This window comes from Pseudonocardia sp. TMWB2A (assembly GCF_017312135.1).
Map to the genome: position 1 here is coordinate 59,011 of NZ_QKQY01000001.1, position 25,554 is coordinate 84,564.

Here is a 25,554-nt window from a genome sequence, read left to right on the forward strand (position 1 = left end):
CGTTCAAACAAAAAAGGGAGGCCGACTAGGCCCCCCTTTCAAAACTATGCAAGTCGATATTACGGTTGTCAACCTAACCTTAGCCCTTGCGAGCCAATGTAGCGGACGCTTCACCCGTGGATTTGATTACATTTGCAAGAGCTTGAGACACAGTATTCAATTCTTGTCCAAGGGCTTGCAATTCGGCATTCATCTGAGTGAATTTCGACTGATTTTTACCTTCAATCTTACCCATGTTGCCGATGTCTTCAGCCTTCTTGGCCATGTCATTCATTTTTTGATCTGCAATCTGTCCTAGGGCAACCGCGAGTTTCATTAGAATGCTGCCCTTGCCTTTCATAACTGCTGCGACATCTGCTTTGAGTTTCTTCTCAGATTCGCTGCGATTAATACTATCAACAAAATCTTGAACTGAATCTTTCAATTCACTCGTTTGCGAGTCTTTGATTTGTTGGCCGATTTCTTTTGCGAATTGGACTGCATCCATCGCACCCATACCGTTTCTGGTGAGGAAGTTCTCAAATACACGGGGGTTGAATTGGCCATTGGCCCCAATGCCAGGAATTGAGTTCGCACCTCCGAGGCCAGCGGTGGCGCCGAAAGCGGCAGACGCGGCGTTTGTGATTGCGGGCGGCAGGCCAAGTTGTTGCCCGATCTGTTGTATCAGTTGTTGACCAACGGCGCTAATAACTGCCTTCATAGCAATGCTAGCCCAGCCAGCAGGACCCATCGCAAGCTGTGCAAGAGTCATCGGGTTAATAAGTGATTTTGCGATTCCACCGAGAAAGCTCATTGTTCGTCTCCTTCTTCCTATTCAGGGGCCGAACTTATGGCCCTCATCGTTTCAAATCCGGGCGGGAGGATGATCTGGCGGGGGAGCCGATCACCTTCCCTTGAGACAGGTTATGGCGCGGTGGGCTGCCCATGTCTCTCAGCGATTCGTTTAGATTGTCTCAGCGATTTGCTTAGATGGGGGCGGGGCAAAATTCGGGGAATCGCTTGGAAATCCGCGCAAAATTCAGGATTTTTGACGGAATGACGGGAATCCGTCCTGGCGGGAGCGGCGAGCGGATAAGGGGATCATGCACAGGCACCCAAGGTAAGGAGCGCGTGAGGGGCGGGTGCTGTTTTGGGGGAGTCGCGGGCGGGGGCGGGTCAAGGTTGGTGTGCCTCGACCGCGCGCGACGCGAACGGAGGGCATAGGGTCGGCTGTGTCCGGATGCCTTACATCGCGCGCCCTTCGGAACGGCGCGAGCAGCATAAGGCGTGGCAGGCGGGCATTTGCTCGTGCGGGTTGCCGGGTGCGGTGGGCGGCGATGCGGGGGTGCGCTCCAACGGGATGCGGACCTGTGCGCTCAGTGCCGGATCGCCGCATAGGCTCAAGGTAAGATTTATGCTGCCGTCCGGTTGCGCGGCGAGCGGGACCGCGCTGGCGGCCAAGACGAGGCTGAACGCTCCGTGCGCGCCCTTGCGCCAAGGGGCGAAGAAGGGTGCGGGGGCGGGAAGGCGCGCTGGACGCACGGGAGCGTGCCTATACCGCATTGCTGAACCGCCCGCGCGCGCCGGTTGGCGCAAGGCTGCGATACGGATCGAACAGCGCCGCGATGGTGCGCGCATAAGGGAGCGCCGCGCTGGTGAGGCGCAAGGCGTCGCCTTCCAGTTCCGCCAGCCCCGCCGCGATGAAGGAAAGGAGATCGGCGCGATAGGCTGCCCCGCCGCCAACGGGGGCGAGATCGGCTTGCCCCTGACAGAGCAAGGTTTCGATGACGCGCCCGTGCGCGCGGTCCGCGTCCGACCGGAGGATGCCGAGCGCGGCGGGGAGCTGCCCTTCGCTCAAACGGGTGCGATAGACGCCTGCATTTTTCTCGTTCTGGATAAGCGCGCCGGGAAAGCTGCTGATCGCGGTGGCACCAAGGCCGATGAGAATATCGGCTTGGTCTTCGGTAAAGCCTTGGAAATTGCGGCGCAGCGTGCCGTTGCGCGCGGCGATGGCGAGCGCATCATCGGGCTTGGCGAAATGATCGAACCCGACCGCATAATAGCCTGCCGCGGTAAAACGGTCATAGCCTTGGGCGGCCATGTCGAAGCGCGTCGGCTGGTCGGGAAGGTCGGCGGCGTCGATGCGGCGCTGGCGCGGGACAATCGAGGGCACATGGGCATAGCCGAACAGCGCGATACGGTCCGCGCCCAAAGCGATGCTCTTGTCGATGGCATCGTCCAGATCGGCTTGGCTCTGGTGGGGAAGGCCATACATGAGGTCGAAATTGACCGAGCGCACGCCCGCCGCGCGCAGATAATCGACGGTGCGGGATATATCCTCATAAGGCTGGATGCGGCCGATGGCGGCTTGGACATGCGGTGCGAAGGTCTGGACGCCAAGGCTCACCCGCTCGATGTCCAGCACCGCCATCACGGTCGCCCAACGGTCATCAAAGCCGCGCGGGTCCAACTCCAGCGAAATGACCGGATCAACTGCGTTGAACGCCACGATGAGCGTTTGCAGCAAACGGACAAAATCGCCCGCCGCTATCGCATTGGGGCTGCCGCCGCCAAAGGCGATGCGACGGATGCGTGCTTTGTCTTTGACCCGTTCGGCGATGCGGTAGATTTCCTGCTCCAACGCTTCGAGATAGGCGTGGAGCCGGTGCGCCTTGTTGGCCTTCCCGGTATTGCACGCGCAATACCAGCAGATTTCCTGACAATAAGGGATGTGGACATAAAGCGACACATCACTGTCCAGCTCTATCGCATCAAGCGCCGCTTCCAGTTCGGGCGTGCCCACCGACGGCGTAAATTCGGCGGCGGTCGGATAGCTTGTGTAGCGCGGCACCGGACGGGCGAGCAATTCGGGGCGATAGGTCCACATCATGCGCTTAATGTGCCGCGCGCAGGCGGCGGCTTCCTTGATACAGGTCAAGAGCTTGTTTGCGATTTGTCAAGGAATGGCAGTTAGGGGCGCGCTACTCCCGCAGGCGTCCTGCCATGCGGGACTTTTCATAAGAAAATAAGGACCATAGCAATGAAACTTACGACTGCCTTGGTGGCGCTTGCCGCCGCCGGTACTGTCGCCGCAACGGGGGCTCAGGCAAAGGAAGGGGATGTTCTCGTCCGCGTCCGCGCCATCAATGTCATGCCGCAGGAAAAATCGGACCCGGTGCTGCCCGGCCTTCCTGCCGACAAGGTGAAGGTGAACAATACGGTCACTCCCGAAATTGATTTCACCTATATGATTACCGACAATATCGGCGCGGAAGTCATCGCCGGCACGTCGCGCCACACGGTCACGGGCGTTGGTCCGAATTTGGGCGGTGCTAAACTGCTCGAAACCAATGTGTTGCCGCCGACGGTCACGCTGCAATATCATTTTGCACCCGAAGCGGCGGTGCGCCCTTATGTCGGCGCTGGCCTCAACTATTCGCTCTTCTTCAACACCAAGGCGCAGGGCGATTTGCTCGGCGTTGCCGGGGCAACCGATGTCAAGATGAAGAAAAGCTTTGGCTGGGCCGCACAGGCAGGGGTGGACATTCCGCTCAATGACAAGATGTTCTTGAACCTTGATGTGAAATATATCGACATCGACACCAAAGCGACGCTGCGCACCGCCAATCTCGGCACGCAGTCGGTCAAGGTGGACTTGAACCCGATCGTCGTCGGTGTGGGCATTGGGACCAAATTTTAAGGGGTAGGGGAGGCCTGTTTAGGCAGGCCTTTTTGTAACAATGCGGCGGGTGTCCGGATAGGGTTCCGGACGCCCGTTTTGTTTTGGGGGAGTTTCCATTCTCGTCATTCCCGCGAAAGCGGGAATCCATCTCCTGACCGTTTCGCAAACCGTAAGCTTGGGAGATGGATCCCCGGTCAAGCCGGGGATGACGAGTAAGGGAGTATCGAGTCAGGGAATATATCGCCTAGAGGTTAGGCTTCCCCGCCCCCGCGCCATCATCCGGCGATTCTACCCCATCCCCTTCATCCTCGATCAAAATACGCATCGCAGCGCCGTCCAGATCCTCATATTGCCCCGCCTTCATCGCCCAGAAAAAGGCGACAAGGCCCGAAAAGCCTAAGAGCAATGCAATCGGGATGAGGATGGATAGGCCGGGCATGGCGGCAACTCTCTCCTATCGTGCCGCAGAGCGCAAGCGCAGCGCATTGCCGACGACAAGGAGCGATGAACCCGACATCGCTATCGCGGCCACGAGCGGCGTCACATAGCCGAAAATTGCGAGCGGCACTGCGATGATATTATAGCAGATGGCGAGCGTGAAATTCTGCTTGATGATCCGCATCGTGCGCCTTGCAACGCGCACCGAGGTGGCGACGGGTTTCAGACTGTCGCCCATGAACACCGCATCGGCGGCTTGTTGTCCGACATCGCTCGCGGTAGCGGGCGCGAGGCTGACATGCGCGGCGGCGAGCGCGGGGCCGTCATTAAGGCCATCCCCGACCATCAGCACCTTATAGCCTTCGCCGGACAAAGTAGTGATGGCGGCCAGCTTATCCTGCGGCGAGGCTTCGGCCTGTGCATCAAGGCCAAGCGGCCCCGACAGCGCCGCCACCGATTCCGCGCGGTCGCCGGACAGGACCGATGGCGGCATATGAAGCTTGCGCAAAGCATCCAATGTCTCCTGCGTATCGGGGCGCAAACTATCGGTGAAGCGCAAGGTGACGGGCGCGCTATCGCCGACGCTAAAGCTGGTCATCAACCCGTGGCCGGTGGTCGCATCGCCGGGGCGGCCCAGCACTACCGGCACGCCGTCCCAACGCGCCGCTACACCGATACCGCCGGTTTCGGTAACCTCGTCGAGCGCGGCCACCGCCACGCCCTGTTCTTCGAGTGCCTTGCGCAGACCGTTGGAGAGCGGATGGCGGCTGGCGCTGGCGAGGGCGAGCAGCACCGGCCATTGGCTTTGCGGCACGGCGTCCAGATTGGCAGGGCGCGGGCGGCCCAAGGTCAGCGTGCCGGTCTTGTCGAGCAACACGCGGTCGGCTTCGGCGAGGCGCTCCAGCGCGCTTCCGTCTTTTACCAATATGCCGTTGCGCATCAGTGTCCCCGCCGCGACCACTTGCGAAGCGGGGACCGCTAACCCAAGCGCGCAAGGGCAGGTGATGATGAGGACCGCGACCGCAATCAGCAGCGCATAATGCAGCCCCGCGCCCATCAGCATCCAGCCGACGAAAGACGAGAAAGCGAGGATATGCACAACCGGCGCGTAAAGCCGCGCGGCGCGGTCGGCAATCTGCACATAGGTGGAGCGCGATTGCCCCGCATCTTCCATCAACCGCGCAATGTCGGCGAGCGTGGTATCCGGCCCCGCTGCCGTTACTTTGACTGTAACCGGCGCGGCAAGGTTCAAGGTTCCGGCCAGCACCTTGTCGCCAAGTTTGGCCTTTTGCGGCGCGCTTTCGCCGGTGAGGAGCGACAGGTCGATGCGGGTTTCGCCCGCTTCGATAATCCCGTCCGCCGCCAACCGCTCGCCCGCCGCGACGATCATCCGCATATTAGGCGCCAATTCTTCCGCCGAACGCCAGCGGGTGGTGCCATCGCTTGCCCGCACCAGCGCCCCGCCTGCGCTTTGTTTCAAGAGAGCCGCAACGCCGCTACGCGCACGGCCCCGCATCATGCTGTCCAATACGCGGCCCGTGAGGAGGAAGAAGAGCAGCATCACCGCGCCGTCAAAATAAGCGTGCTGGCCGTGCGTGACGGTTTCAAACAGGCTGAGCGCGGTCGCCAGCACGACACCGATGGAGATCGGCACATCCATGTTCGAGCGCCCGTGCTTGAGCGCCGCCCAGGCCGATTTGAAGAATGGACGACCCGAATAGATGACGGTCGGGATTGCGATAATCGCTGACAGCCAATGGAACAGATCGCGCGTGCCGCCTTCTGCGCCCGACCACACGCTGACCGACAGCAGCATGATGTTCATCATCGAAAAGCCTGCAACCGCAACCGCTTTCAACAGGCTGCGGGTTTCGTCGGCTTCTATTGCCGCCCCGTCCGCGGCAATGCTGAGCGGATGGGCTTCAAAGCCGAGCCTTTCTATCGCATGGCTAAGCGCGGGCGGGTCGAGCGCGGGATCATGCTGGATGACCACTTGTTTGGCGGAAAAATTGACGCGGGCCGAAGCGATGCCGGACACTTCAGCTAAGCCTTTTTCGATCTTCGCGATACAGCCCGCACAGTGCATGGCCGGGACCGCAATGCGGGTTTCGGTGCAGGCTGTACCGTCCGCAATGACCTCATATTGTCCCATTATCGCCGCGCCATCATTGCGGGCCGTTCATATCTTCGACGATATTTTTCGTCGATCCGCCATGCTCGATGGTGAAGCGAAGCTGCCAGCGTCCGGCAGGGAGCGGGGTCGGCGCGACATAGTCTCCGCCCGACTTTTCCGCGAATATCAGGTCGATGGGTTTTTCGCGGCCCAAAGGATGCTGCGCAACGGCGCTTATTTTGGCCCCGTGCATCGGCTCGCCCAGCGAATTTTTGAGCGCAATCGAGACAATGCCCGACGGCGCGCGGGTGATGCTTTGCGTCCAGCCCAACGCTTTTTGCGCGCGGGCTTCGGCAAGCCAGCCATTATATTGCTGGCTCGCGACATAGCTATTATCGACCACCACGCCGCCGAATGTGCCGATGGCTTGCCGCGCCATATAGAAATTGACCGCCATGATTGTGCCGAAAAAGGCGATGAAGATGAGCAAGACGCGGCGGCCTGTCAGCGTGCCGGGCGGGGGAGGGGGCGGCGTGTCGCGGTGGGGCATGGTCTTGCTCATTTCTTCACTCACTCTTGGGGCCGGTCGAACAGGATATTGTCGCTGGCCGAACCGCCTTCATCATCAAGCGCGCGCACCGAAAAGCTGAACTCTTCGCGTTGCGGGCCATCGGACGGCGCGACCGCAAAGACGCGTAGTTGCGCCACCGCATCGGCGGGGACCTGTGTCTTAAGTGTGCGGCCAGCCTTTTCGCGGCTGCCATTTTCGTCCCAGATCAAAATGTCGTTCGCGCCGATCAGGCCGATTTCCATCTGGCGCGGGCGGTTTTCCATATTGCTGACCTTGATCGTATAATTATTGCGCACCGACCCGTCGGACAGTTGCACATAAAGCGGGTTACGGTCTTGCAGCACACTGATCGCGACACGGTCGCGCGTGCCGAGCATGAACAACATCCCCAAGCCCACCGCACACCAGCCGCCCAGATAAATAAGCGTGCGCGGACGCAGCAGCGTTTTCAGCACCGGCACATGGGCTTCGCCGCGCTTTTCGCGTTCTTCATCTTCAAAAGTGGTATAATCGATAAGCCCGCGCGGCCGCCCGACCTGTTCCATCACCTTGTCGCACGCATCAATGCACAAAGCGCAGGTGATGCAGCCGATTTGCGGCCCTTCGCGAATGTCGATGCCCGTCGGGCAGACTTGGACGCATTGGTAACAATCGACGCAATCGCCGACTTCGCCGGGATGGGCGAGCGCGGTTTTGACGCTGCCACGCGGTTCGCCGCGCCAATATTTATAGGTAACGAGCAGCGATTTTTCATCGAGCATCGCGGTCTGGATGCGCGGCCAAGGGCACATATAGATGCACACTTGTTCGCGCAGGAACCCGCCCAGAATGAAGGTGGTCGCGGTCAATATGCCGACCGTTGCATAAGCGACGAAAGGCGCATTGCCGGTGACAAATTCGCGCAGCAAAGTGGGCGCATCGGCAAAATAGAAAATCCACGCGCCGCCGGTGAGGAAGGCGATGAGCAGGTAAATCGACCATTTGGTCCCGCGCTTGACAAGCTTGGCCGGACCCCAGGGCGCATTGGCAAGTTTGATCTGCGCATTGCGGTCGCCGTCAATCAGCCGGTCGACATGCTGGTAAAGGTCGGTCCACACGGTTTGCGGACAGGCATAGCCGCACCATGCGCGGCCTACCGCCGATGTCACCAGAAACAGGCCGATGCCTGCCATGATGAGGAGCCCCGCCACATAATAAAATTCATGCGGCCAGATTTCGATGCCGAACATATAGAAACGGCGACCGGCAAGGTCGACCAGCACCGCCTGGTTGGGCGCATAAGGCCCGCGATCCCAGCGGATCCACGGGGTGATATAATAGACCGCAAGGCATAGCGCCATGATGATCCATTTCAGCCGCCGGAACGGGCCGGACACGGCTTTGGGATAGACGCCTTTGCGCTTCTCGTAGAGGCTGGGAGGAATAGAAGCTTCGGTCATATCAGTTCATTACTTTTTTCAAAAACCGGCCAAACCGGAAACGGTGCGCGCTTTCCTCTCCAAAGCAAACGCCCCGTTTCCGGCCGGTTTCATTTGGCAGGCACTGCCGCTGGTTGCGCCGTTCCGGAGGCCGGAGCGGCAGAAGGGTTTGCGCTCTCCGCAGCCATAACAGGCGCGGCGCTATCTGCGACCGGCGCGCTTTCGCCGCCGCCGAGCGAGTGGACATAGACGGCGAGCATCTTGATTGTCGCTGGGTCAAGCTTGCCGCCCCATGCCGGCATCACGCCTTGATGCGCGACATTGATGCTGGCCGCAACATCGTCGGCCTTTCCGCCATAGAGCCAGATTTTGTCGGTGAGGTTAGGTGCGCCGACAGAGCGCATCCCCTTGCCGTCTGCCCCGTGGCACACCGCGCAATTGGCTTCGAACAAGGGCGCGCCGCGCTGGCTTGCCGCGCCGGGCTTTTGCGCGCCCGACAGGCTTAGCACATAAGCGGTGACGTCGTTGACCTCATTGGGTTTCAATATGCCGTCCTTGCCGAAGTTCGGCATTTGCGACACGCGCGTTTCGTCATGGTCGGGATTGCGGATGCCATGAATGATCGAATATTCGATCGAGGCGAGATCTCCGCCCCACAGCCAGTCATCATCGTTGAGGTTGGGATAGCCCTTGCTCCCCGCCGCACCCGAACCGTGGCACTGCACGCAATATTGTTTGAACGCGGCTTGCCCGCCGACCTTGGCGGCATTGTAAAGCTTGCTGTCCGGCGTCAGGCTTTCGAGCGGAGCGGCCGACAGCGCAGCCAAAATCGGCGCGCGGCGTTGCTGTTCCTTTTCAAGCTCGTGGGCAAGCTGGCTGCGGCTGGTCCAGCCGGAGGTGCCAGCAGTCGCGCTGTTGAGCAGCGGCCAAGCGGGCTGCCAGATGACATAGCCGATGGCCCAGACAATCGTGGCATAGAGCGACCATAGCCACCAGCGAGGCATCGGGGTGTCGAGTTCTTCGATCCCGTCCCATTCATGGCCGACCGTCGATGTGCCGGTCGCTTCGTCGATGCGCTTTTTATCAGCCATCTTTATTGTCCTCTTTGAAGATGATTTTTCCGGCGTCGCGATAATAATCGCGCGCCTTGGGGCGCAGCACCCAGCCTACACAGCACAGGAATACGCCCCCTAAGAACACCAACCCCCAACTGTCGGCGAAATGGCGGAATGTGTTATAGTCCATCACTGGGCCTTTCCATCTTCGGGCACCGCCACATTGGTCTTGGCTTCCGGCGCGGTCACAGCGGCGTTGGACGGCGCAGTTGCGGGCGCTGCCGCCGGAGCCTTGGTCGGGATCGTCTTGGTTGCAGGCTGGCGGGCCTTGCCCTGTTCCAGACCCTTGGCCGATTCAAAATCAACCAACGTGCCAAGCATTTGCAGATAGGCGATCAACGCATCGGCTTCGGTGAGGCGCGATGGATTGCCGTCAAAATCGCGCACCTGCGCCTTGGGATAGCGTTTCTGCAAATCGGCAGGATTGGTGTCGGGGCTGGCCTGCGCGCGCAAATCATCATTGGCCTGTTCGATGTCCTTGGCGGTATAAGGATCGCCGACATTATAGAGCGCCTTCAAATCCTTGCGCATATCGCCTGCGTTCAAATCCCGTTCGAGCAGGAACGCATAGCTTGGCATAATCGATTCCGGCACCACCGAGCGCGGATCCTTGAAATGTTCGATATGCCACTGGTCCGAATAGCGACCACCGACGCGCGCAAGGTCAGGCCCGGTGCGCTTTGACCCCCATTGGAACGGGCGGTCATACATGGATTCGGCGGCAAGGCTGTAATGGCCATAGCGTTCGACCTCGTCGCGGAACGGGCGGATCATCTGGCTATGGCAATTATAGCAGCCTTCACGGACATAGATATTGCGTCCGGCAAGTTCGAGCGGGGTGTAAGGGCGAACCCCTTCCACTTCCTCGATGGTGGAGTCGATCCAGAAGAGCGGCGCGATTTCGACAATGCCGCCAATCGCCACCGCGACAAAGGCGAGCACGCCCAGCATCGTGATGTTGCGTTCCAGCTTCTGGTGTTTTCCGGCAAAATTCATGGCGCGGATTCCTTATCTTTCTAACCGGATTATTCTGCAGGGACGGCGACCAGCGGACGGTCGGCGGCCTCGTTATGCGGCGTTTCGGTCATCGGCGCTTCTTCGCGTAGCTTGCCGCGCAAGGTCATGGTGACATTATAGACCATGATCGCACCGCCGATGAGGTAGAGGCCACCGCCTACGGCGCGGGCGACATAATAAGGGTGCATCTGCGCCACGGTTTCGCTGAACGCGTAAACCAGATAGCCGTCCGCGCCATATTCGCGCCACATCAGCCCTTGGGCGATGCCTGCGACCCACATCGAGGCGGCATAGATCATGATGCCGAGCATTGCGCACCAGAAGTGCCAGTTGATCATTCGCATCGAATACATGCGCGGGCGTCCCCACAGACGCGGCACCAGATAATAGATAGCCGCAAAGGTGATAAGCCCGTTCCAGCCCAATGCGCCTGCATGGACGTGGCCGACGGTCCAGTCGGTATAGTGGGACAGCGAGTTCACCGCCTTGATCGACAGCATCGGCCCTTCAAAGGTTGCCATGCCATAGAAAGCGAGCGCCGCGACCATCATACGGATGATCGGGTCGGTGCGGATTTTGTCCCATGCCCCGTTCAAGGTCATGAGGCCATTAATCATCCCGCCCCAGCTCGGCATCCACAGAACGACCGAGAATACCATTCCCAGCGTCTGCGCCCAGTCGGGGAGCGCTGTATAATGGAGGTGGTGCGGCCCCGCCCAGATATAGAGGAAAATGAGCGTCCAGAAATGGATGATCGACAGGCGATAGCTATAAACCGGACGTTCGGCCTGTTTCGGGATGAAATAATACATCATCGCGAGGAACGGCACGGTCAGGAAGAAGGCGACGGCGTTGTGGCCATACCACCATTGGGTCAGCGCATCCTGCACGCCCGACATGACCATATAGCTTTTCGAGCCAAACACCGTGACGGGAATCGCCAGATTATTGACGATGTGAAGCATCGCAATCGTGATGATGAACGACAGATAGAACCAGTTCGCCACATAGATATGCGGCTCTTTGCGCTTGGCGAGCGTGCCGACAAAAACGACGAAATAGGCAACCCATACGATGGTGAGCCACAGGTCGACATGCCATTCCGGTTCGGCATATTCCTTACTCTGGGTGACGCCCATCAGATAGCCGGTCGCGGCCAAGACGATGAAAAGCTGGTAACCCCAGAACACGAATTTCGCGAGGCCGGGGAACGCAAGGCGCGCGCGCGAGGTGCGCTGCACGACATAAAAGCTCGTCGCGATCAGCGCATTGCCCCCGAACGCGAAAATCACCGCCGAGGTATGCAAGGGTCGCAGCCGCCCGAAGCTGGTGAAATCCATCCCCAGATTGAGCGCGGGGAAGGCAAGCTGGCTTGCAATCAGCACCCCGACAAGGAAACCGGCAATGCCCCAGAAAATCGTCGCAATGACGCCCCAGCGGATGAGGTCATCATCATAGCGGGTTTCATCGAGCGGCATTTTCAAAATACCGCGCGCCACCGCCGAATAATCTTTGCTGCTGATGGTAATCCACAGCGTCAGAAGCGCAGCGATGCCGAAAATGGCCATATGGACGGCAAAGGGCGTATCAACCGCCATCGCCGCCGCAAACCAGGCGAATATGGCGAGGACGAACCATCCCCCCGCCTTCATCACGACATTTTCCATGGATACTCCCTGACTTTTGCGTCGGCTGACCGGCCGGTAAGACGCCGCAGTCGCACGTAACGAACATATATCGGGAATGGCCGTGGACCCCCGCCGGAGGGGAATCATTGATTCAGGTCAAATATCGCCGGATGGCGGCTAACTATCCGGAATTTACGGGAGAAAAGGTGGGATTATGCGCGGGGAACGCACGCGCACCTATGGCCCCGACCTTAATCGCTATTGCCAGTGAGCGCGGCCAGTGCATCCATATCGGCAATGATGATGCGGCGGCGGTCGGGAATGTCGATAATTCCGGCCTGCTTCATCGCGGTCAATTGGCGGCTCACCGTTTCGATGGTGAGGCCCAGAATGTCCGCGACCTGCTGGCGCCCGAAAGGCAGTTCGAAATCGGCGGTGACGGTGGTCGCTTGCGGGCCACAGGCTTGCGGGGCGAGCCGTTCGGCCATTTCGATAAGGAAGGAGGCGATTTTTTCCGACGCGGTCTTGCGCCCCAAAAGCAGCATACGGTGGCGCGCGCGGTCGAGTTCGGTCAGGGTGCGCTGGAGCAGCTTATGTTCAAGGTCGGGATGCTCGCGCGCGAAATTGTCAAAGCTTTTGCGCGGAAACACGCACACGCGCGCATCGGTGAGCGCGGTCACGCTATGATGGCTATGCTGGCCGAAAGGATGGCCGATAAAATCGGACGGATAGACAAGGCCGACAATCTGTTCACGCCCGTCGCCCAAGGTCGTCGATAATTTGAGGACGCCTTCGACCACATTGGCGACGACCAAGGATTCGTCGCCTTCCCACATGATGGTTTGTCCGCGCGCGACTTTCTGGCGTCTCCCCAACTGGTTCAACGCTTCCAGCTCTTTGGCATCGAGGCTGGCGCAAATGGCGCGGTTCCGCACCACACAAGTGTCGCAACTGTTCACGCGCGTGCTTATAGCAACATTTCAACAAGTGACAATGTTACAGCCATTATTGTTCCGGACAATTTTCCTGCCCGAAGCCTATGGCATGAAAAGGCAATTGCGCAGGCATATCAACGCATGACGCCCGTGCAGCTTTTGCCCTAAGCCGCCTTTGTCAGATGGCCGCTGTATCAGTGAACAGATAGCGCGATTCAAATTCTGCGATGCGGTGGAGTCGCTCGACATCATCGATTTTGACCAACCCGCCGCGGAAGGTCATCACGCCTTGTTCGCGCAAATCGCGCAGCACGCGGTTCACATGCACGGTGGTCATGCCCAAGGCTTCGGCAAGGTCATTCTGGGTAATCGGCAAGGTGAAGCTATTTCCGTCGCTGCGCCCGACCAGATGGAGCCGCACATTAATTTCTGCGAAAAAATGCGCGATGCGGCCTGCGGCATCAAGGCGGCCCAGCCGGAAAATCCATTCGCGGTGCATCGCTGCATCGAGCAGCGTCGAAAACCACAGCATCCGCGCAAGGTGCGGAAATTTTTCCATGATGCGCTCGAGCGCGCTGTGCGGCACGATCGCGACCTGACATTCGGTGATGGTCGCGACATCATGGTCGAGATATTTGAGCGGGAAGGCGTGGAGATCGACAAAATCGCCCGGCACCTGCAACGCGACCAATTGCCGCATCCCTTGGCGGTCATCCATGTAACGGCACATCGTGCCTTCCAACAAAAGCGTGCTGAAATCGACCGGTTCCCCGGCGACAATCATATTGTGGCGGGCAGGGACGGTCCGCACCTCGGAGATCAAGTCCTCCACGGCGCGCAATTCTTCGGCGGAAAGTTCTTCACGCCGACGTCCTTTGAGAAAATCTTTGCTGCGCACGGTCCGTTTATCCTTTTGTTCTGAGTCGACCACATTGTTTTCATGAAGCATTTGCGGCGCATCGTTCAAGACGCGATTAAATGTAAAATTGCCGCTGCGCTATTGATTGAAGTTAAGTTGTCTTATCTTTTGCGCAAGCGTAATTATGGTTAATATTCAGTATATTAACTGAACATTCTCGATAAGGCGGCAATAATTATTTGTCCGGTCAGCCGTTCCACACGCGCACAATATCGTCAAAAGCGGGGCGCGGGCGTTCTTCCAGATCGCGAGCCGGAGTGCCTATATAAAGGAAACCGGCAATCTTGTCATCCGCGCCGGCACCAAAGCCTTGGGCAACATCGCGGTTGAACGCGGGCCAGCCGGTAATCCACCCGCCGGTAAAGCCCAGCGCATGGGCACCGTGAAGCAGGTTCATGCACGCAGCCCCCATGCTCAATTCCTGTTCCCAAAGCGGGATTTTGCTGGGCTGGACGGGGGTGAACAGGGCGACAATCAGCGTCGGGGACTGCCGCGCGAAATTATCCATCGCTTCCAGTTCAAGCCGCCCCGCATCGGGCTTTTCCTTAAGATAGGCGTCGGTCAGCAATGCCGAGAGCGCGTCGCGCTTATCGTCCGGCACGATGACGAAACGCCAAGGCGCAAGCTTGCCATGATCGGGCGTGCGCAAGGCGGCTTCAAGGATTTGGCGCAGTTGCGCTGCATCGGGGCCGGGGGCCACCATCTCGCGCGGCCGACCCGAACGGCGGCTGTGGAGATAGGCGAGAAGCGAGCTTTGATCGTTAAACATGGGGCCTGTGTGGACAGGAAACCGGTCACAAACGCAACAATCTTCTTCACACGCGCAATTTTTCCGCTAGGGTCGCTGGCTTGAAGCCGCATGGGCTAAAACAGAATATCAAGGGGAGTGATCCACAATGAAAGACATGGCTCTTTGGACGGAAGGAGACTGGATCGCAGCGATCGCATTGGTCGTGCTTTGCGTCTTTCTCGCTATCGGGGGTGTGATTGCAGCCTCCCGCAAGCCTGAATTTGCAGGGCATCCCAAGGGCCTGTATATGCTGTTCTTCGCAGAAATGTGGGAACGCTTTTCCTATTATGGTATGCGCGCACTGCTGATTTTCTATCTCACCCAGCATTGGCTCTATAGTGACGGAAAATCGAACCTGATTTACGGCGCTTATACAAGCCTCGTTTATATCACCCCTGTTCTAGGCGGCTATCTTGCAGACCGGTATCTGGGGCAGCGCAAGGCGGTATTGTTCGGTGGTATTCTCCTTGCGCTGGGGCATTTGTTCATGGCGGTCGAAGGCAATGACGGCATCACAGATCCGCTGATCAAACAGGCTGATCCGGCCATCAATATCTTTTGGCTGGCTCTCGCGCTTATCATTGTCGGTTCGGGCTTTCTCAAAGCCAACATCTCGGTGATGGTCGGGCAGTTGTATAACCTTACCGATACCCGCCGGGATTCCGCTTATACCATTTTCTATATGGGAATTAACGCGGGCGCGGCTTTCGGTGTGATTTTGGCGGGTTATCTCGGCCAAACTCTTGGCTGGGCTTATGGTTTTGGCCTTGCCGGTATCGGGATGCTGGCTGGCCTTGTCGTGTTTGTGCTTGGCAAGAAAGTCCTCAATGGGGCAGGGGAGCCCCCTGCACCGATTACCAAGAATAAGGAATTTTCGCTGTACGGTGTCGGTTTTGCTGCTGTTGCCGTTATGTGGGCGCTGATCCAGTATCAGGATGTCATTCAGACATTGCTCATCATTTCAGGTGTCGCTCTTTTGGGCTGGGTGTTGTTCAACGCGTTCAAGCTCGACAAGGAACCGCGCGAGCGTATCTTTGCGATCCTGTTCCTGATTGCGCTGAACCCGCTTTTCTGGGGCCTGTTTGAACAGGCTGGTGGTAGCTTGAACCTTTATACCGACCGCTTCGTTGCGATTGGCGATGTTCCGGCATCAATTTTCCAGTCGATCAACTCTATCTATATCATCCTGTTTGCACCTCTGTTTGCGACTTTATGGCAATGGCTCGGTCGGCGCGGTCTCGAACCGTCGGCTCCGGCCAAGTTCGCTCTGGCCTTGTTCCAAGTTGGCTTGGGCTTCCTCGTTTTTGTCTGGGGTGCAAATTCGGTTGGCGCGGACGTCAAAACGGCAGTTATCTTTGTGTTCCTCATCTATCTGCTGCACACTACCGGCGAATTATGTTTAAGCCCTGTGGGCCTCAGCGCAATGAACCGGCTCGCACCGGCTTATATGGCGTCGCTGATCATGGGCGCTTGGTTCTACATGACTGCGGTCGGCAACTTTGTGGCGGGTAAGATCGGGGAAGCAACCGGCGGACATGACGGCGAGATGACCAAGGCGGCGACGCTTGGCATCTATAACCAGATTGGCTGGGTGGCGATTGGCGTCAGCGTTGTTGTGCTGGCTTTGTCGCCCTTTGTGAAAAAGTGGATGCATCTCGATACGTTGCGTGACGATAATGAGCTTGCCGGACAGACCGAACTGGCGGAACCGCAAGCTGCGGGCGTCAATACAAGTACGGAGACACGATAATCATGACTATGAAAACTGGGAGGGCTCCGGCCCTCCTTTTTGTGTCGGCAGCGGGTTTGGCGCTTTCGGCCTGTGCGACAACGGGGACCAAGAGCGGGACAGAGACGGCAAGTGCCTCTAAAACCGTCCTTAATAAAAATCCTTTTCCTTCCACCTATAAGCCCTATCCCGGCACGCCGACCGCAATTCGCGGCGCGACCATTTTGGACGGGGAGGGCAACCAGATCGACAATGGCGTCGTGTTCTTCGCAGACGGCAAGGTGACGGCGGTGGGCGATGCGTCGACTGCTATTCCCGAAGGCACGACCATCATCGACGGCACGGGCAAATATGTGACCCCCGGCATTATCGACATTCACAGCCATTTGGGCGATTACCCTTCGCCCGGCGTCGATGCCCATTCCGATGGCAATGAAATCACCGGTCCGATTACCGCCGAAGTATGGGCCGAACATAGTGTCTGGCCGCAAGATCCCGGCTTCACCCGCGCGCTTGCGAATGGCGGCGTTACTACTTTGGAAGTCTTGCCGGGGTCTGCGAACCTTATGGGCGGACGCGGTGTTATCCTCAAAAATGTGCCCGCGCGCACGCAACAGGGGATGAAATTCCCCGGCGCGCCCTACACGCTCAAAATGGCGTGCGGCGAAAATCCCAAGCGCGTCTATGGCTCCAAGGGCCGGATGCCCTCCACCCGCATGGGCAATATCGCGCTCGACCGCCAGACCTGGGCGAAGGCCGCCGAATATAAGAAGAAAGGCGGCACCGGCACGCGCGACCTTGGCATGGAAACCTTGGTCGGGGTGCTGGACGGCGAAATCCTTGTGCAGAACCATTGCTACCGCGCCGATGAAATGGCCAATGTCATCGATATGGCCAAGGAGTTCGGCTATAAGGTGACGGCGTTCCACCATGCAGTCGAAGCCTATAAAATCGCGGACCTTTTGAAAGACAATGATGTTTGCGCGGTGGTGTGGGCCGATTGGTGGGGCTTCAAGATGGAAAGCTATGACGGTATTCCGGAAAATGCCGCGCTGCTGCAAAATGCAGGCACCTGCACCATCATCCATTCGGACGACCAGAACCAGATCCAGCGTTTGAATCAGGAAGCGTCCAAGGCGCTCAATAATGGCCGCCGCATGGGGATGACGATCAGCGATGCGACCGCCATCCGCTGGCTCACTTATAATCCGGCCAAGGCGCTTGGTATTCTCGACAAGGTTGGCAGCTTGAAAGCGGGCAAAATGGCGGATGTCGTTTTGTGGAACGGCAACCCGTTCAGCGTCTATTCGCGCCCCGAACGGGTGTGGGTCGATGGCGCATTGCTGTTCGACAGCGCCGACCCCAAACGCCGTCCGGTGACAGACTTCGAGCTGGGCCAACCGGGTGAAGGAGATGTGAAATGAGGATGCTGTTTTCACGCTCTGCCCGTGCCACCGACTCTGTCACAAAATCCGCCACAAACTCCGCTAGTGCTGAGCTTGTCGAAGCACGCCCATCCGCATTACGCCATACTGTGAACCGCCCTTCGACAGGCTCAGGGCTAGCGGTGTGTTTGGCTGGCCTAGCATTCTTCACCACCCCCGCCTTCGCCCAGGACGTTGCCATCACCGGCGGCAAGGTCATCATCGGCGATGGCTCGGCACCCTTGGAAGGGGCCACCGTTATCGTGCGCGGGGGCAAAGTCGCCTCGGTTACGCAAGGCGGCGCGCCTGCCGGCCTGCCGGTGGTGGACGCGAGCGGAAAATGGGTGACGCCGGGCATTGTCGCAGGCTTTAGCCGCATCGGGCTTATGGAGGTCGAAGCGGTCAGTCAGGTCAATGACATGAGCGCCCCGCGCTCGCCCTTTACCGCCGCGATTGACGTGTCGCCTGCGCTTAGCCCGTTCGGTATTCCGGTCCCTTATGCGCGCAGTGCCGGGATTACCCGCGCGCTGGTTTTCCCCGGTAGTTCGAGCGGATTATTTTCGGGCCAAGGCGCGGTTGTCGACCTTGGCAATGACAATAATATGCTGACCCGCCCGCGCGCGTTCCAATATGTCGAATTTGGCGAAAGCGGTGCGCGCAAGGCAGGGGGAAGCCGCTCGGCAACCTTCCTCACCTTCCGCGCGATGCTACAGGAAGCGCGCGATTATGCGCGCAATCCTGCCGCTTATGACGGGCGCTCGAAAGACAGTATGTTATTGCGCGCCGACGCCGAAGCCTTGGGACAGGTCATCAATGGCAACCAGCGTCTCATGGTCAAGGTCAATGCGGCCAATGACATTTTGCAGGTGCTGCGCTTGAAACAGGATTTTCCGGCGATCAAAATGACTTTGGTGGGCGCGAGCGAAGGCTGGCGCGTGGCGCGCGAAATCGCGGCGGCAGGAACCCCTGTCATCGCGAGCGCGGTGCGGGACTTGCCCGATGATTTTGAAGCACGCGGCGCAACCCAGTCCAATATCGGGCGGATGCGCGCGGCGGGCGTCAAGGTCGCCATCGGCCAGATTGACGATGAAGAAACGCTGCGCATGAACTACACCACCCAATATGCGGGCAATCTGGTCGCGTTGACGCGCGTGCCGGGGGCGAGCGGGCTAAGCTGGGATCAAGCCTTTGCCACAATCAGCTCTGGCCCTGCCGAAGCGGTAGGCATGGCGGGCCAGCTTGGTGTGTTGAAAGGCGGCGCGGTGGGTGACGTTGTCATCTGGAGCGGCGACCCGCTCGAACTGTCGAGCCATGCGGAGAAAGTGTTCATCGACGGCGTCGAACAACCCTTGCAAACCCGCCAGCAACGCCTGCGTGACCGCTATCGTAATCCCACGGAGGGCGCGTTGCCCAAGGCGTATGATTGGTAGGTTTTTAGCCTCTCCATCTTAAGGAGAGAATGAGATTGTGCCCCCGCGAAGGCGGGGGCCAAGGGCAGTAATGCGCTACCTAACACTGGACCCCCGCCTGCGCGGGGGAACAGCTATGTTTTTGAACGGAACGATTCCTTCTCTCTAAAAACTTCGTCATCCCCGACTTGATCGGGGATCCATCTTCGGAGCTTGATATTCTAACCATCGGTCCGGAGATGGATTCCCGCTTTCGCGGGAATGACGAGGATTGAATTTTGTGGAAGGGGTGTCAGACCTCAAAGCCCGTCTACGAACTACTCACCCCCATACCGCGCACCAAACACGCGACTTACAAGCGCACCATCTTCATGCCCGCTTCAGTATAGCGCGTGCCTGCCGTGCCGCCGACGGGCGCGGCCTTGTCGAGTGTTGCAAGGTCATCGGCATCGAGTGCGACATTGACCGCCGCAACGCTGTCTTCCATCGTCGCGCGGCGTTTGGTGCCGGGGATGGGGACGATGTCGTCGCCTTGGGCGAGCAGCCAGGCGAGCGCGATTTGCGCGGGCGACACGCCATGCTTGTCGGCAATCCCGCGCACGATCGCGACCAGTTCCAGATTGCGGTCGAAATTCTCCGCACTCATGCGCGGGTCGTTGAGGCGATAGTCGCCGCTTTCAAACTGGTCGCGGCTGGTGACCGCGCCGGTCAGAAACCCGCGCCCCAGCGGCGAATAAGGCACAAAGCCGATGCCCAGTGCACGGCAGGTGGGGAGGATTTCACTTTCCACTTCGCGCTCCCATAATGAATATTCGGATTGCAGCGCGGTAATCGGCGCAACGCTGGCCGCACGGCGCAGCGTATCGGGCGCAGCTTCGGACAGGCCGATATGGCGGATTTTGCCTTCCGCCACCAAGTCGGCGAGCGCACCGACCGTGTCCTCGATGGGCACAGCAGGGTCAACGCGGTGCGCATAATAAAGGTCGATTACGTCAATCCCTAACCGCATCAGCGATCCTTCGACCGCGCGGCGCGCATTGGCGGGGCTGCAATCGACGCCGGTGATTTTTTTGCCTTCAAAGCGGAAGCCGAATTTGGTCGCGATGACCAGCCCGTCGCGCTTGCCCTTGATGGCCGCCCCGACCAATTCTTCATTATCGAACGGCCCGTAAATTTCGGCGGTGTCGAACAAGGTCACACCAAGGTCAATCGCGCCGTGGATGGTTTTGACCGCCTCGTCAGGGTCGGCATTGCCATAAGCAATATTGCCGCCCTGCATCATCGGCATACAACCAATGCCTAGCGCCGAAACTTTAAGGGCCGGGGTGCCGAGCGTGCGATAGAGCATGGTTCATTCTCCTTGGGGGTGAGGAAGGGGGACGGCGGCTTCGGCGGGAATATCGCCCGCGCTTTGCCGGTCAATCGCGGCGGTGAGGCCGACATTCATCGTGACATTACCGACGGTGCGGAAAATGTCGGGGATTGTTTCGACAGCGATTAACAAAGCCAGAGGTTCCACCGGAATCCCCATGACGATGCAGATAGGCGCAATCGAGGCGACAAAGCTGACGGTGCCGGGCAGGCTCACCGACCCCATGGTGGTGAGCGCGGCTGCGGCAATACCGACGGCATAATGTTCGGGGCGCAATTCGATGCCGTACCAATGCGCGACATAGAGCGCGACCGCGAGGTTCATCGACGGGCTGGTTGCACGATAGAGCGCGACCGCGAGCGGCAGGACGACATCGGCAATCTGGCGACGCACGCCCAAAATCTCGGTCCCGCGCAGCATGGCGGGGAGCGAGGCGAGCGAGCTTTGCGTCGAGATAGCCACCGCTTGTGCAGGAAGCGCCGCGCGGGTGAACGCGCCCAACGGAATTTTCGCGACCAGCACCGCAAACATATAAGCGCCGATCAGGATCAAAAGCCCCATTGACGACACAACGCCGATATAATGGGCGAGCGCGCCCAAGGCTGCCGCCCCGGTTTGCGCGGCGACGACATAGGCCAATGCGAACACACCGACAGGGCCGAGCAGCAAAATCCAGTGGATCATCACCACCATCGCATCGGTAATCGCGACAAAGAAGCGCGCGAGCGTTTGGCGATATTCGACGTTAATCTTGGTAATCGCAAAGGCGAAAATGGTGGTGAAGATGATGACCGACAGGATCGAATCGTCCACCGCCGCTTTCAATATATTGGTCGGGATAAGCCCGCCCAGAAAGTCCGAAAAGGTCGGCACGGTGCCGATCTTGTCCGCGCCGGACAATGCGGCTTTCAACGATGCGGCGCTTTCTGCCGGAATTGGAAAGAGCGACAATATGGCCGGCACATAGACCGCGCACAAAAAGGTCGACAACCATAGCAAGCCGACAAACCATGCAATCGCACGCGCGGTAACGCGGCCCGCTTTGGCCGCTTCTGCGGTCTGCACAATGCCGGTGATGAGCAAGCCGACGATCAGCGGGATGATCGTCATTTTAAGGGCATTGAGCCATAATGTCCCGATAACGCCTAGCCAGGTGGTGCTGGGTGCAACCCAGCTTCCGCCGGTGCGCGCCGCGACCATGCCGAGCGCCAAGCCCAGCGCAAGCGCGAGCAAAATCCGCGCGCTGTTCGATTTCCAGAAAGGCTGTGACGGCGGCAATGCCCCCGCGCCTTCATTGTCCGCTAAAGATACAGTTTCCATGGCGCGCATGGTTTGCGCCAAAAATTGTTCACCGCAAGCAAAAAACCGGTAAATAGGCGCAACAAAAACTTGTGTCGCGCATTGCTCGCTTTTGTCGGCGCAAAGCGTTAATAGGCGCGCGAGGGTAAAATAATGTGGAGATGGCCGAGCCATTTTCTAGTCCGGGGATTTTATGGGAAGACGTTTTTTCGGGACCGACGGTATTCGCGGTCTGACCAATGCAGCACCGATGACCGCCGATATTGCGATGCGGGTCGGGATGGCAGCGGGCGCGCATTTCCTGCGCGGCGACCATAAGCATCGCGTCGTAGTCGGCAAGGATACGCGGCTTTCGGGCTATATGCTGGAAAATGCGATTGTCGCAGGCTTTACCAGCGTGGGCATGGATGTGGTGCAGGTGGGGCCGATGCCGACCCCGGCGGTGGCGATGCTGACCCGCTCGATGCGCGCCGATCTGGGCGTGATGATTTCGGCGAGCCATAACCCCTATCAGGATAATGGCATCAAATTATTCGGGCCGGACGGCTTCAAATTGTCCGACGATGACGAAATCAAGATTGAAGCTTTGCTGGCGAGCGAGCCGGAACTGGCGCTCCCCAATGATATTGGCCGCGCGCGCCGGATCGAAGATGCGCGCGGGCGCTATATCCATGCGGTCAAGCAATCGCTGCCCGAACATGTCCGTCTGGACGGGCTTAAGATCGTCATCGATTGCGCCAATGGCGCGGCCTATAATACAACGCCGACCGCTTTGTGGGAGTTGGGCGCGAGCGTTACCGCGATTGGCGTCAACCCCAATGGCCGCAATATCAATGATGGCTGCGGCTCGACCGCGCTCGGCCAGTTGCGCGAGCGTGTGGTGTTCGAACAAGCCGATATCGGCATTGCGCTTGATGGCGATGCGGACCGGCTCATCGTGGTGGACGAGCAAGGCGATGTTGTTGATGGCGACCAGATTATGGCGCTGATCGGGTCGGTGTGGAACACCGCAGGATTACTGCGCGGCGGCGGCGTGGTCGCAACCATCATGTCGAATTTGGGCCTTGAGCGCCATTTGCAAGGGCAGGGCTTGATGCTGGTCCGCACCGGCGTTGGCGACCGTTATGTGTTGGAACAGATGCGCAAAGGGGGCTTCAATGTCGGTGGCGAACAATCGGGCCATATGATTTTGACCGACCATGCGACCACCGGCGACGGCACGGTGGCCGCGCTGCAAGTGCTGGCAGCCTTAGTCGAAAGCGGCAAAAAGGCGAGCGAATTGCTCCACCAGTTCGACCCCGTGCCGCAACTTCTTAAAAATGTGCGCTACAAAAAAGGCTCCGCGCCGTTGGAGGACGATAGCGTCAAGCGCGCCATCGAAGATGCGACCCGCGACCTTGACGGCGAAGGCCGCTTGGTCATCCGAGCGTCCGGCACCGAGCCGCTGATCCGCGTGATGGCCGAAGGCGACAATGCCGACCGCGTGACACAGGTGGTTGACCGCGTGTGCGAAGCGGTAGAGAAGGCAGCCGCCTGACCCTGTTAACCAAAGGACGATAAGACTCATGCTGGAAATGCGCCCCGATTGCGAAAAATGTGGCGCGGACTTGCCAGCGGATGCGCCGGGCGCATTTATCTGTTCGTTTGAATGTAGCTTTTGCGCGCCCTGTGCCGAAGGGCTGGATGATATTTGCCCCAATTGCGGCAGCGAATTGATGGACCGTCCGGTGCGCCCTGCGCATCTGCTCGCGCAATATCCGGCCTCGACCGAGCGGACCTATAAGCCATGAGCCGCCGGATTGCGCCTGTCGCGCGCCCGATGCCGCGCATCCTCATCATCGCCGGGTCCGATAGCGGCGGGGGCGCAGGCATACAGGCCGACATCAAGACCGTCACCATGCTGGGCGGCCATGCGATGACCGCGATTACGTCACTCACCGCGCAAAATACCAAGGGCGTCACCGCCGTCCATGCGGTGCCTGCCGATATGGTCATTGCGCAAATGGCGGCGGTGGTCGACGATATTGGCGTCGATGCGGTCAAGATCGGGATGATCGGCTCTGCCGATACCGTCCATGCGGTCGCCGACTATCTGGAAACGCTGCCGTCCGTCCCCGTTATCTTTGACCCGGTGATGATTGCGACCAGCGGGTCCGTTCTGGCCGACCCCGATACGATCGCCGCGTTCGGGCGGTTGATGCAGCGCGCCACTATCGTCACCCCCAACCTTCCCGAACTCGCCGCTTTGGCTGAAGGCGATGATGCGGGGAGCGCGGCGCTGGGCCTTGTTGCCCGCTATGGCTGTGCGGTCCTTATTAAAGGCGGCCATGCCGAAGGCGACATATTGGTTGATACGCTGATCGAAGAAGATAATATGACCAGTTGGCAGTCGCAGCGCATCGTCACGCGTAACAGCCACGGCACAGGCTGCACCACCGCAAGCGCCATCGCTTTTTATCTTGCGCAAGGCGTGGACCTTGCCAATGCGGTTGCGCGCGCACGCGAATTTGTGCGCATCTCCATGCTCGAAGCGCCCGACCTCGGCCAAGGGCATGGCCCGATGGGACAGGGCGCGGTGCGGCTCGACGGCACCGGCAATCTGATGCTCAATCAAGTGACATTGTGCATGAGCGATTATGATGCCAGCTTTGCTTTTTATGAGAAATTGGGGCTGAAAGTGATTGTCGCGAGCAAGCCCGATTATGCGCGGTTTGAAACGGGCGGCGGTGCAACCCTCTCGATCCATCGCGACCCCGACACCCAAGTGGCGGGAAGCAGCCACATCTATTTGGAATGTGCCGACCTTGACGCGCTGGTCGACCGGTTAAGCCGCGACGGCTTCCGTTTCGATCACGGCCCCGAAAGCCAGCCTTGGCTGTGGCGCGAGGCGCGGTTGCGCGACCCGTTCGGCAATATGATCTGCCTTTATCGCGCGGGCGAATATCGCCGCTTCCCGCCTTGGCGGATCGGCGGGGCAGGATGAGCGCGACATGATTGTCGGCGTCGATGAAGCCGGGCGCGGCCCGCTCGCAGGGCCGGTGGTCGCCGCCGCGGTCATGCTGGCGGGTAAAGAGATAAGAGGGCTGGGCGACAGCAAAGCCTTGTCCGCCACGCAACGCAGCACGCTGGAAGCACGTATATTGGAACGCTGTCCCTATGGCATCGGCATTGCCAGCGTCGAAGAAGTTGACACTATTAACATTTTTCAGGCGACAATGCTCGCCATGACCCGCGCGGTCCTTACTTTGTGCGAGCGGGTAGGGGAGGAACCCAGCCTTATCCTCATCGACGGCAATATGACCCCGCTCGGCCGCGCGGCAGACTGGCGCTGGACCCAATGCCAAGCGATTGTGAAGGGCGATGCCAAGGAACGCTGCATTTCCGCCGCTTCCATCCTCGCCAAAGAAGCGCGCGACCGCATGATGCGCGACTATTGTGCGGCCTATCCGGGCTATGGTTTTGCGCAGCATAAAGGCTATGGCACGGCGCAGCATATGGCCGCCTTGCGCGAACTTGGCCCCTGTCCGATTCACCGCAAAAGCTTCGCGCCGGTCGCGCAATTAGAATTTTTCTAACTTTGCGCGCGCCGGATGCGCCAAAATGCGACGAACCGTTGGAGGTGAGTCCTTTGGGCCACACCACAAGGGATGGAGTCTTGGTAACGCGATTATAAACCATATGCTGTGGGGACTCGTTTCGTTCTCCCATAGCTCATG

Annotated in this window: 25 protein-coding genes and 1 pseudogene; 9 read left to right on the plus strand and 17 right to left on the minus strand. The window is 59.1% G+C overall.

Annotated features, from left to right (window positions below; all coding sequences use genetic code 11):
- Positions 1–79 precede the first annotated feature (79 nt).
- The 3 genes from DMP17_RS00320 to hemN form a co-directional block, all read right to left on the minus strand.
- Positions 80–793 carry a hypothetical protein gene (locus DMP17_RS00320; protein WP_337827089.1) on the minus strand — a complete coding sequence of 238 codons (714 nt, stop codon included), beginning with the start codon at positions 791–793 and terminating at the stop codon, positions 80–82.
- Positions 794–1,224: 431 nt separating this feature from the next.
- Positions 1,225–1,521, minus strand: coding sequence for a hypothetical protein (locus DMP17_RS00325; protein ID WP_337827090.1), 297 nt, complete (start codon positions 1,519–1,521; stop codon positions 1,225–1,227).
- A gap of 10 nt (positions 1,522–1,531) precedes the next feature.
- Positions 1,532–2,917 carry an oxygen-independent coproporphyrinogen III oxidase gene (hemN, locus tag DMP17_RS00330; protein WP_337827091.1) on the minus strand — a complete coding sequence of 462 codons (1,386 nt, stop codon included), beginning with the start codon at positions 2,915–2,917 and terminating at the stop codon, positions 1,532–1,534.
- 102 nt (positions 2,918–3,019) lie between these two features.
- Between hemN and DMP17_RS00335 the strand changes: the two genes are divergently transcribed.
- On the plus strand, positions 3,020–3,679 hold the full coding sequence (locus DMP17_RS00335; protein ID WP_337827092.1) for an OmpW/AlkL family protein: 660 nt from the start codon (positions 3,020–3,022) through the stop codon (positions 3,677–3,679).
- A gap of 226 nt (positions 3,680–3,905) precedes the next feature.
- Here DMP17_RS00335 and ccoS read toward each other — a convergent pair whose 3' ends face one another.
- On the minus strand, positions 3,906–4,100 hold the full coding sequence (gene ccoS / locus DMP17_RS00340) for a cbb3-type cytochrome oxidase assembly protein CcoS (RefSeq protein ID WP_337827093.1): 195 nt from the start codon (positions 4,098–4,100) through the stop codon (positions 3,906–3,908).
- Positions 4,101–4,115: 15 nt separating this feature from the next.
- On the minus strand, positions 4,116–5,927 hold the full coding sequence (locus tag DMP17_RS00345) for a copper-translocating P-type ATPase (protein WP_337827094.1): 1,812 nt from the start codon (positions 5,925–5,927) through the stop codon (positions 4,116–4,118).
- Between the two features lie 87 nt (positions 5,928–6,014).
- Here DMP17_RS00345 and DMP17_RS00350 point away from each other — a divergent pair, with 87 nt between their 5' ends.
- Positions 6,015–6,146: a hypothetical protein gene (locus DMP17_RS00350; RefSeq protein WP_337827095.1), complete on the plus strand. Its 132-nt coding sequence runs from the start codon at positions 6,015–6,017 to the stop codon at positions 6,144–6,146.
- Here the strand turns inward: DMP17_RS00350 and DMP17_RS46340 are convergent.
- The 10 genes and pseudogenes from DMP17_RS46340 to DMP17_RS00395 all read right to left on the minus strand — a co-directional run.
- Positions 6,081–6,251 (minus strand): annotated as a pseudogene (locus DMP17_RS46340) (cation transporter); the annotation flags it as partial. The gene DMP17_RS00350 and the pseudogene DMP17_RS46340 sit on opposite strands and share 66 nt — an antisense overlap.
- 13 nt (positions 6,252–6,264) lie before the next feature.
- Positions 6,265–6,786: a FixH family protein gene (locus DMP17_RS00355; protein WP_337827096.1), complete on the minus strand. Its 522-nt coding sequence runs from the start codon at positions 6,784–6,786 to the stop codon at positions 6,265–6,267.
- The gene (gene ccoG / locus DMP17_RS00360) at positions 6,783–8,222 is read right to left on the minus strand and encodes a cytochrome c oxidase accessory protein CcoG (RefSeq protein ID WP_337827097.1); all 1,440 of its coding nucleotides are present in this window, start codon (positions 8,220–8,222) and stop codon (positions 6,783–6,785) included. Before ccoG ends, DMP17_RS00355 begins: the two co-directional genes overlap by 4 nt.
- Before the next feature lie 89 nt (positions 8,223–8,311).
- Positions 8,312–9,292 carry a cytochrome-c oxidase, cbb3-type subunit III gene (ccoP, locus tag DMP17_RS00365; protein WP_337827098.1) on the minus strand — a complete coding sequence of 327 codons (981 nt, stop codon included), beginning with the start codon at positions 9,290–9,292 and terminating at the stop codon, positions 8,312–8,314.
- A complete protein-coding gene (locus tag DMP17_RS00370; protein ID WP_337829744.1) occupies positions 9,285–9,446 on the minus strand; it encodes a cbb3-type cytochrome oxidase subunit 3 in 162 nt (53 codons plus the stop codon). Before DMP17_RS00370 ends, ccoP begins: the two co-directional genes overlap by 8 nt.
- A complete protein-coding gene (gene ccoO, locus DMP17_RS00375) occupies positions 9,446–10,312 on the minus strand; it encodes a cytochrome-c oxidase, cbb3-type subunit II (protein ID WP_337827099.1) in 867 nt (288 codons plus the stop codon). The genes DMP17_RS00370 and ccoO overlap by 1 nt, the downstream gene beginning before the upstream one ends.
- Positions 10,313–10,341: 29 nt before the next feature.
- On the minus strand, positions 10,342–12,000 hold the full coding sequence (gene ccoN, locus DMP17_RS00380; RefSeq protein WP_337827100.1) for a cytochrome-c oxidase, cbb3-type subunit I: 1,659 nt from the start codon (positions 11,998–12,000) through the stop codon (positions 10,342–10,344).
- Positions 12,001–12,212: 212 nt separating this feature from the next.
- Positions 12,213–12,896 (minus strand): Crp/Fnr family transcriptional regulator, encoded by a 684-nt coding sequence (locus tag DMP17_RS00385; RefSeq protein WP_337827101.1) that lies wholly within the window; start codon positions 12,894–12,896, stop codon positions 12,213–12,215.
- 178 nt (positions 12,897–13,074) lie between these two features.
- Complete coding sequence (locus tag DMP17_RS00390) at positions 13,075–13,863, minus strand: Crp/Fnr family transcriptional regulator (RefSeq protein ID WP_337827102.1); 789 nt, start codon at positions 13,861–13,863, stop codon at positions 13,075–13,077.
- A gap of 139 nt (positions 13,864–14,002) precedes the next feature.
- The gene (locus DMP17_RS00395) at positions 14,003–14,518 is read right to left on the minus strand and encodes a nitroreductase family protein (protein WP_337827103.1); all 516 of its coding nucleotides are present in this window, start codon (positions 14,516–14,518) and stop codon (positions 14,003–14,005) included.
- Positions 14,519–14,711: 193 nt separating this feature from the next.
- Between DMP17_RS00395 and DMP17_RS00400 the strand changes: the two genes are divergently transcribed.
- The 3 genes from DMP17_RS00400 to DMP17_RS00410 all read left to right on the plus strand — a co-directional run bounded on the left by DMP17_RS00400 (position 14,712) and on the right by DMP17_RS00410 (position 19,188).
- Positions 14,712–16,355 (plus strand): peptide MFS transporter, encoded by a 1,644-nt coding sequence (locus DMP17_RS00400; protein ID WP_337827104.1) that lies wholly within the window; start codon positions 14,712–14,714, stop codon positions 16,353–16,355.
- Between the two features lie 8 nt (positions 16,356–16,363).
- A complete protein-coding gene (locus tag DMP17_RS00405) occupies positions 16,364–17,758 on the plus strand; it encodes an amidohydrolase (RefSeq protein WP_337827105.1) in 1,395 nt (464 codons plus the stop codon).
- A gap of 143 nt (positions 17,759–17,901) precedes the next feature.
- Positions 17,902–19,188, plus strand: a complete 1,287-nt coding sequence (locus DMP17_RS00410; RefSeq protein WP_337827106.1) for an amidohydrolase family protein — start codon at positions 17,902–17,904, stop codon at positions 19,186–19,188.
- Positions 19,189–19,519: 331 nt separating this feature from the next.
- Here the strand turns inward: DMP17_RS00410 and DMP17_RS00415 are convergent, their stop codons facing one another.
- Positions 19,520–20,515, minus strand: coding sequence for an aldo/keto reductase (locus tag DMP17_RS00415; protein ID WP_337827107.1), 996 nt, complete (start codon positions 20,513–20,515; stop codon positions 19,520–19,522).
- A 3-nt stretch (positions 20,516–20,518) separates the two neighbouring features.
- Positions 20,519–22,012 (minus strand): dicarboxylate/amino acid:cation symporter, encoded by a 1,494-nt coding sequence (locus tag DMP17_RS00420; protein ID WP_337827108.1) that lies wholly within the window; start codon positions 22,010–22,012, stop codon positions 20,519–20,521.
- Positions 22,013–22,031: 19 nt separating this feature from the next.
- On the opposite strand from DMP17_RS00420, the gene glmM reads away from it, so the two are divergent.
- From glmM to DMP17_RS00440, 4 genes are read left to right on the plus strand one after another with little or no spacing between them, the layout of a single operon-like run.
- Positions 22,032–23,375 (plus strand): phosphoglucosamine mutase, encoded by a 1,344-nt coding sequence (glmM, locus tag DMP17_RS00425; protein WP_337827109.1) that lies wholly within the window; start codon positions 22,032–22,034, stop codon positions 23,373–23,375.
- Positions 23,376–23,403: 28 nt separating this feature from the next.
- Positions 23,404–23,628 carry a DUF1272 domain-containing protein gene (locus DMP17_RS00430; RefSeq protein WP_337827110.1) on the plus strand — a complete coding sequence of 75 codons (225 nt, stop codon included), beginning with the start codon at positions 23,404–23,406 and terminating at the stop codon, positions 23,626–23,628.
- Positions 23,625–24,821 carry a bifunctional hydroxymethylpyrimidine kinase/phosphomethylpyrimidine kinase gene (gene thiD / locus DMP17_RS00435; RefSeq protein WP_337827111.1) on the plus strand — a complete coding sequence of 399 codons (1,197 nt, stop codon included), beginning with the start codon at positions 23,625–23,627 and terminating at the stop codon, positions 24,819–24,821. The genes DMP17_RS00430 and thiD overlap by 4 nt, the downstream gene beginning before the upstream one ends.
- A 7-nt stretch (positions 24,822–24,828) precedes the next feature.
- On the plus strand, positions 24,829–25,413 hold the full coding sequence (locus DMP17_RS00440; protein ID WP_337827112.1) for a ribonuclease HII: 585 nt from the start codon (positions 24,829–24,831) through the stop codon (positions 25,411–25,413).
- Positions 25,414–25,554 lie beyond the last annotated feature (141 nt).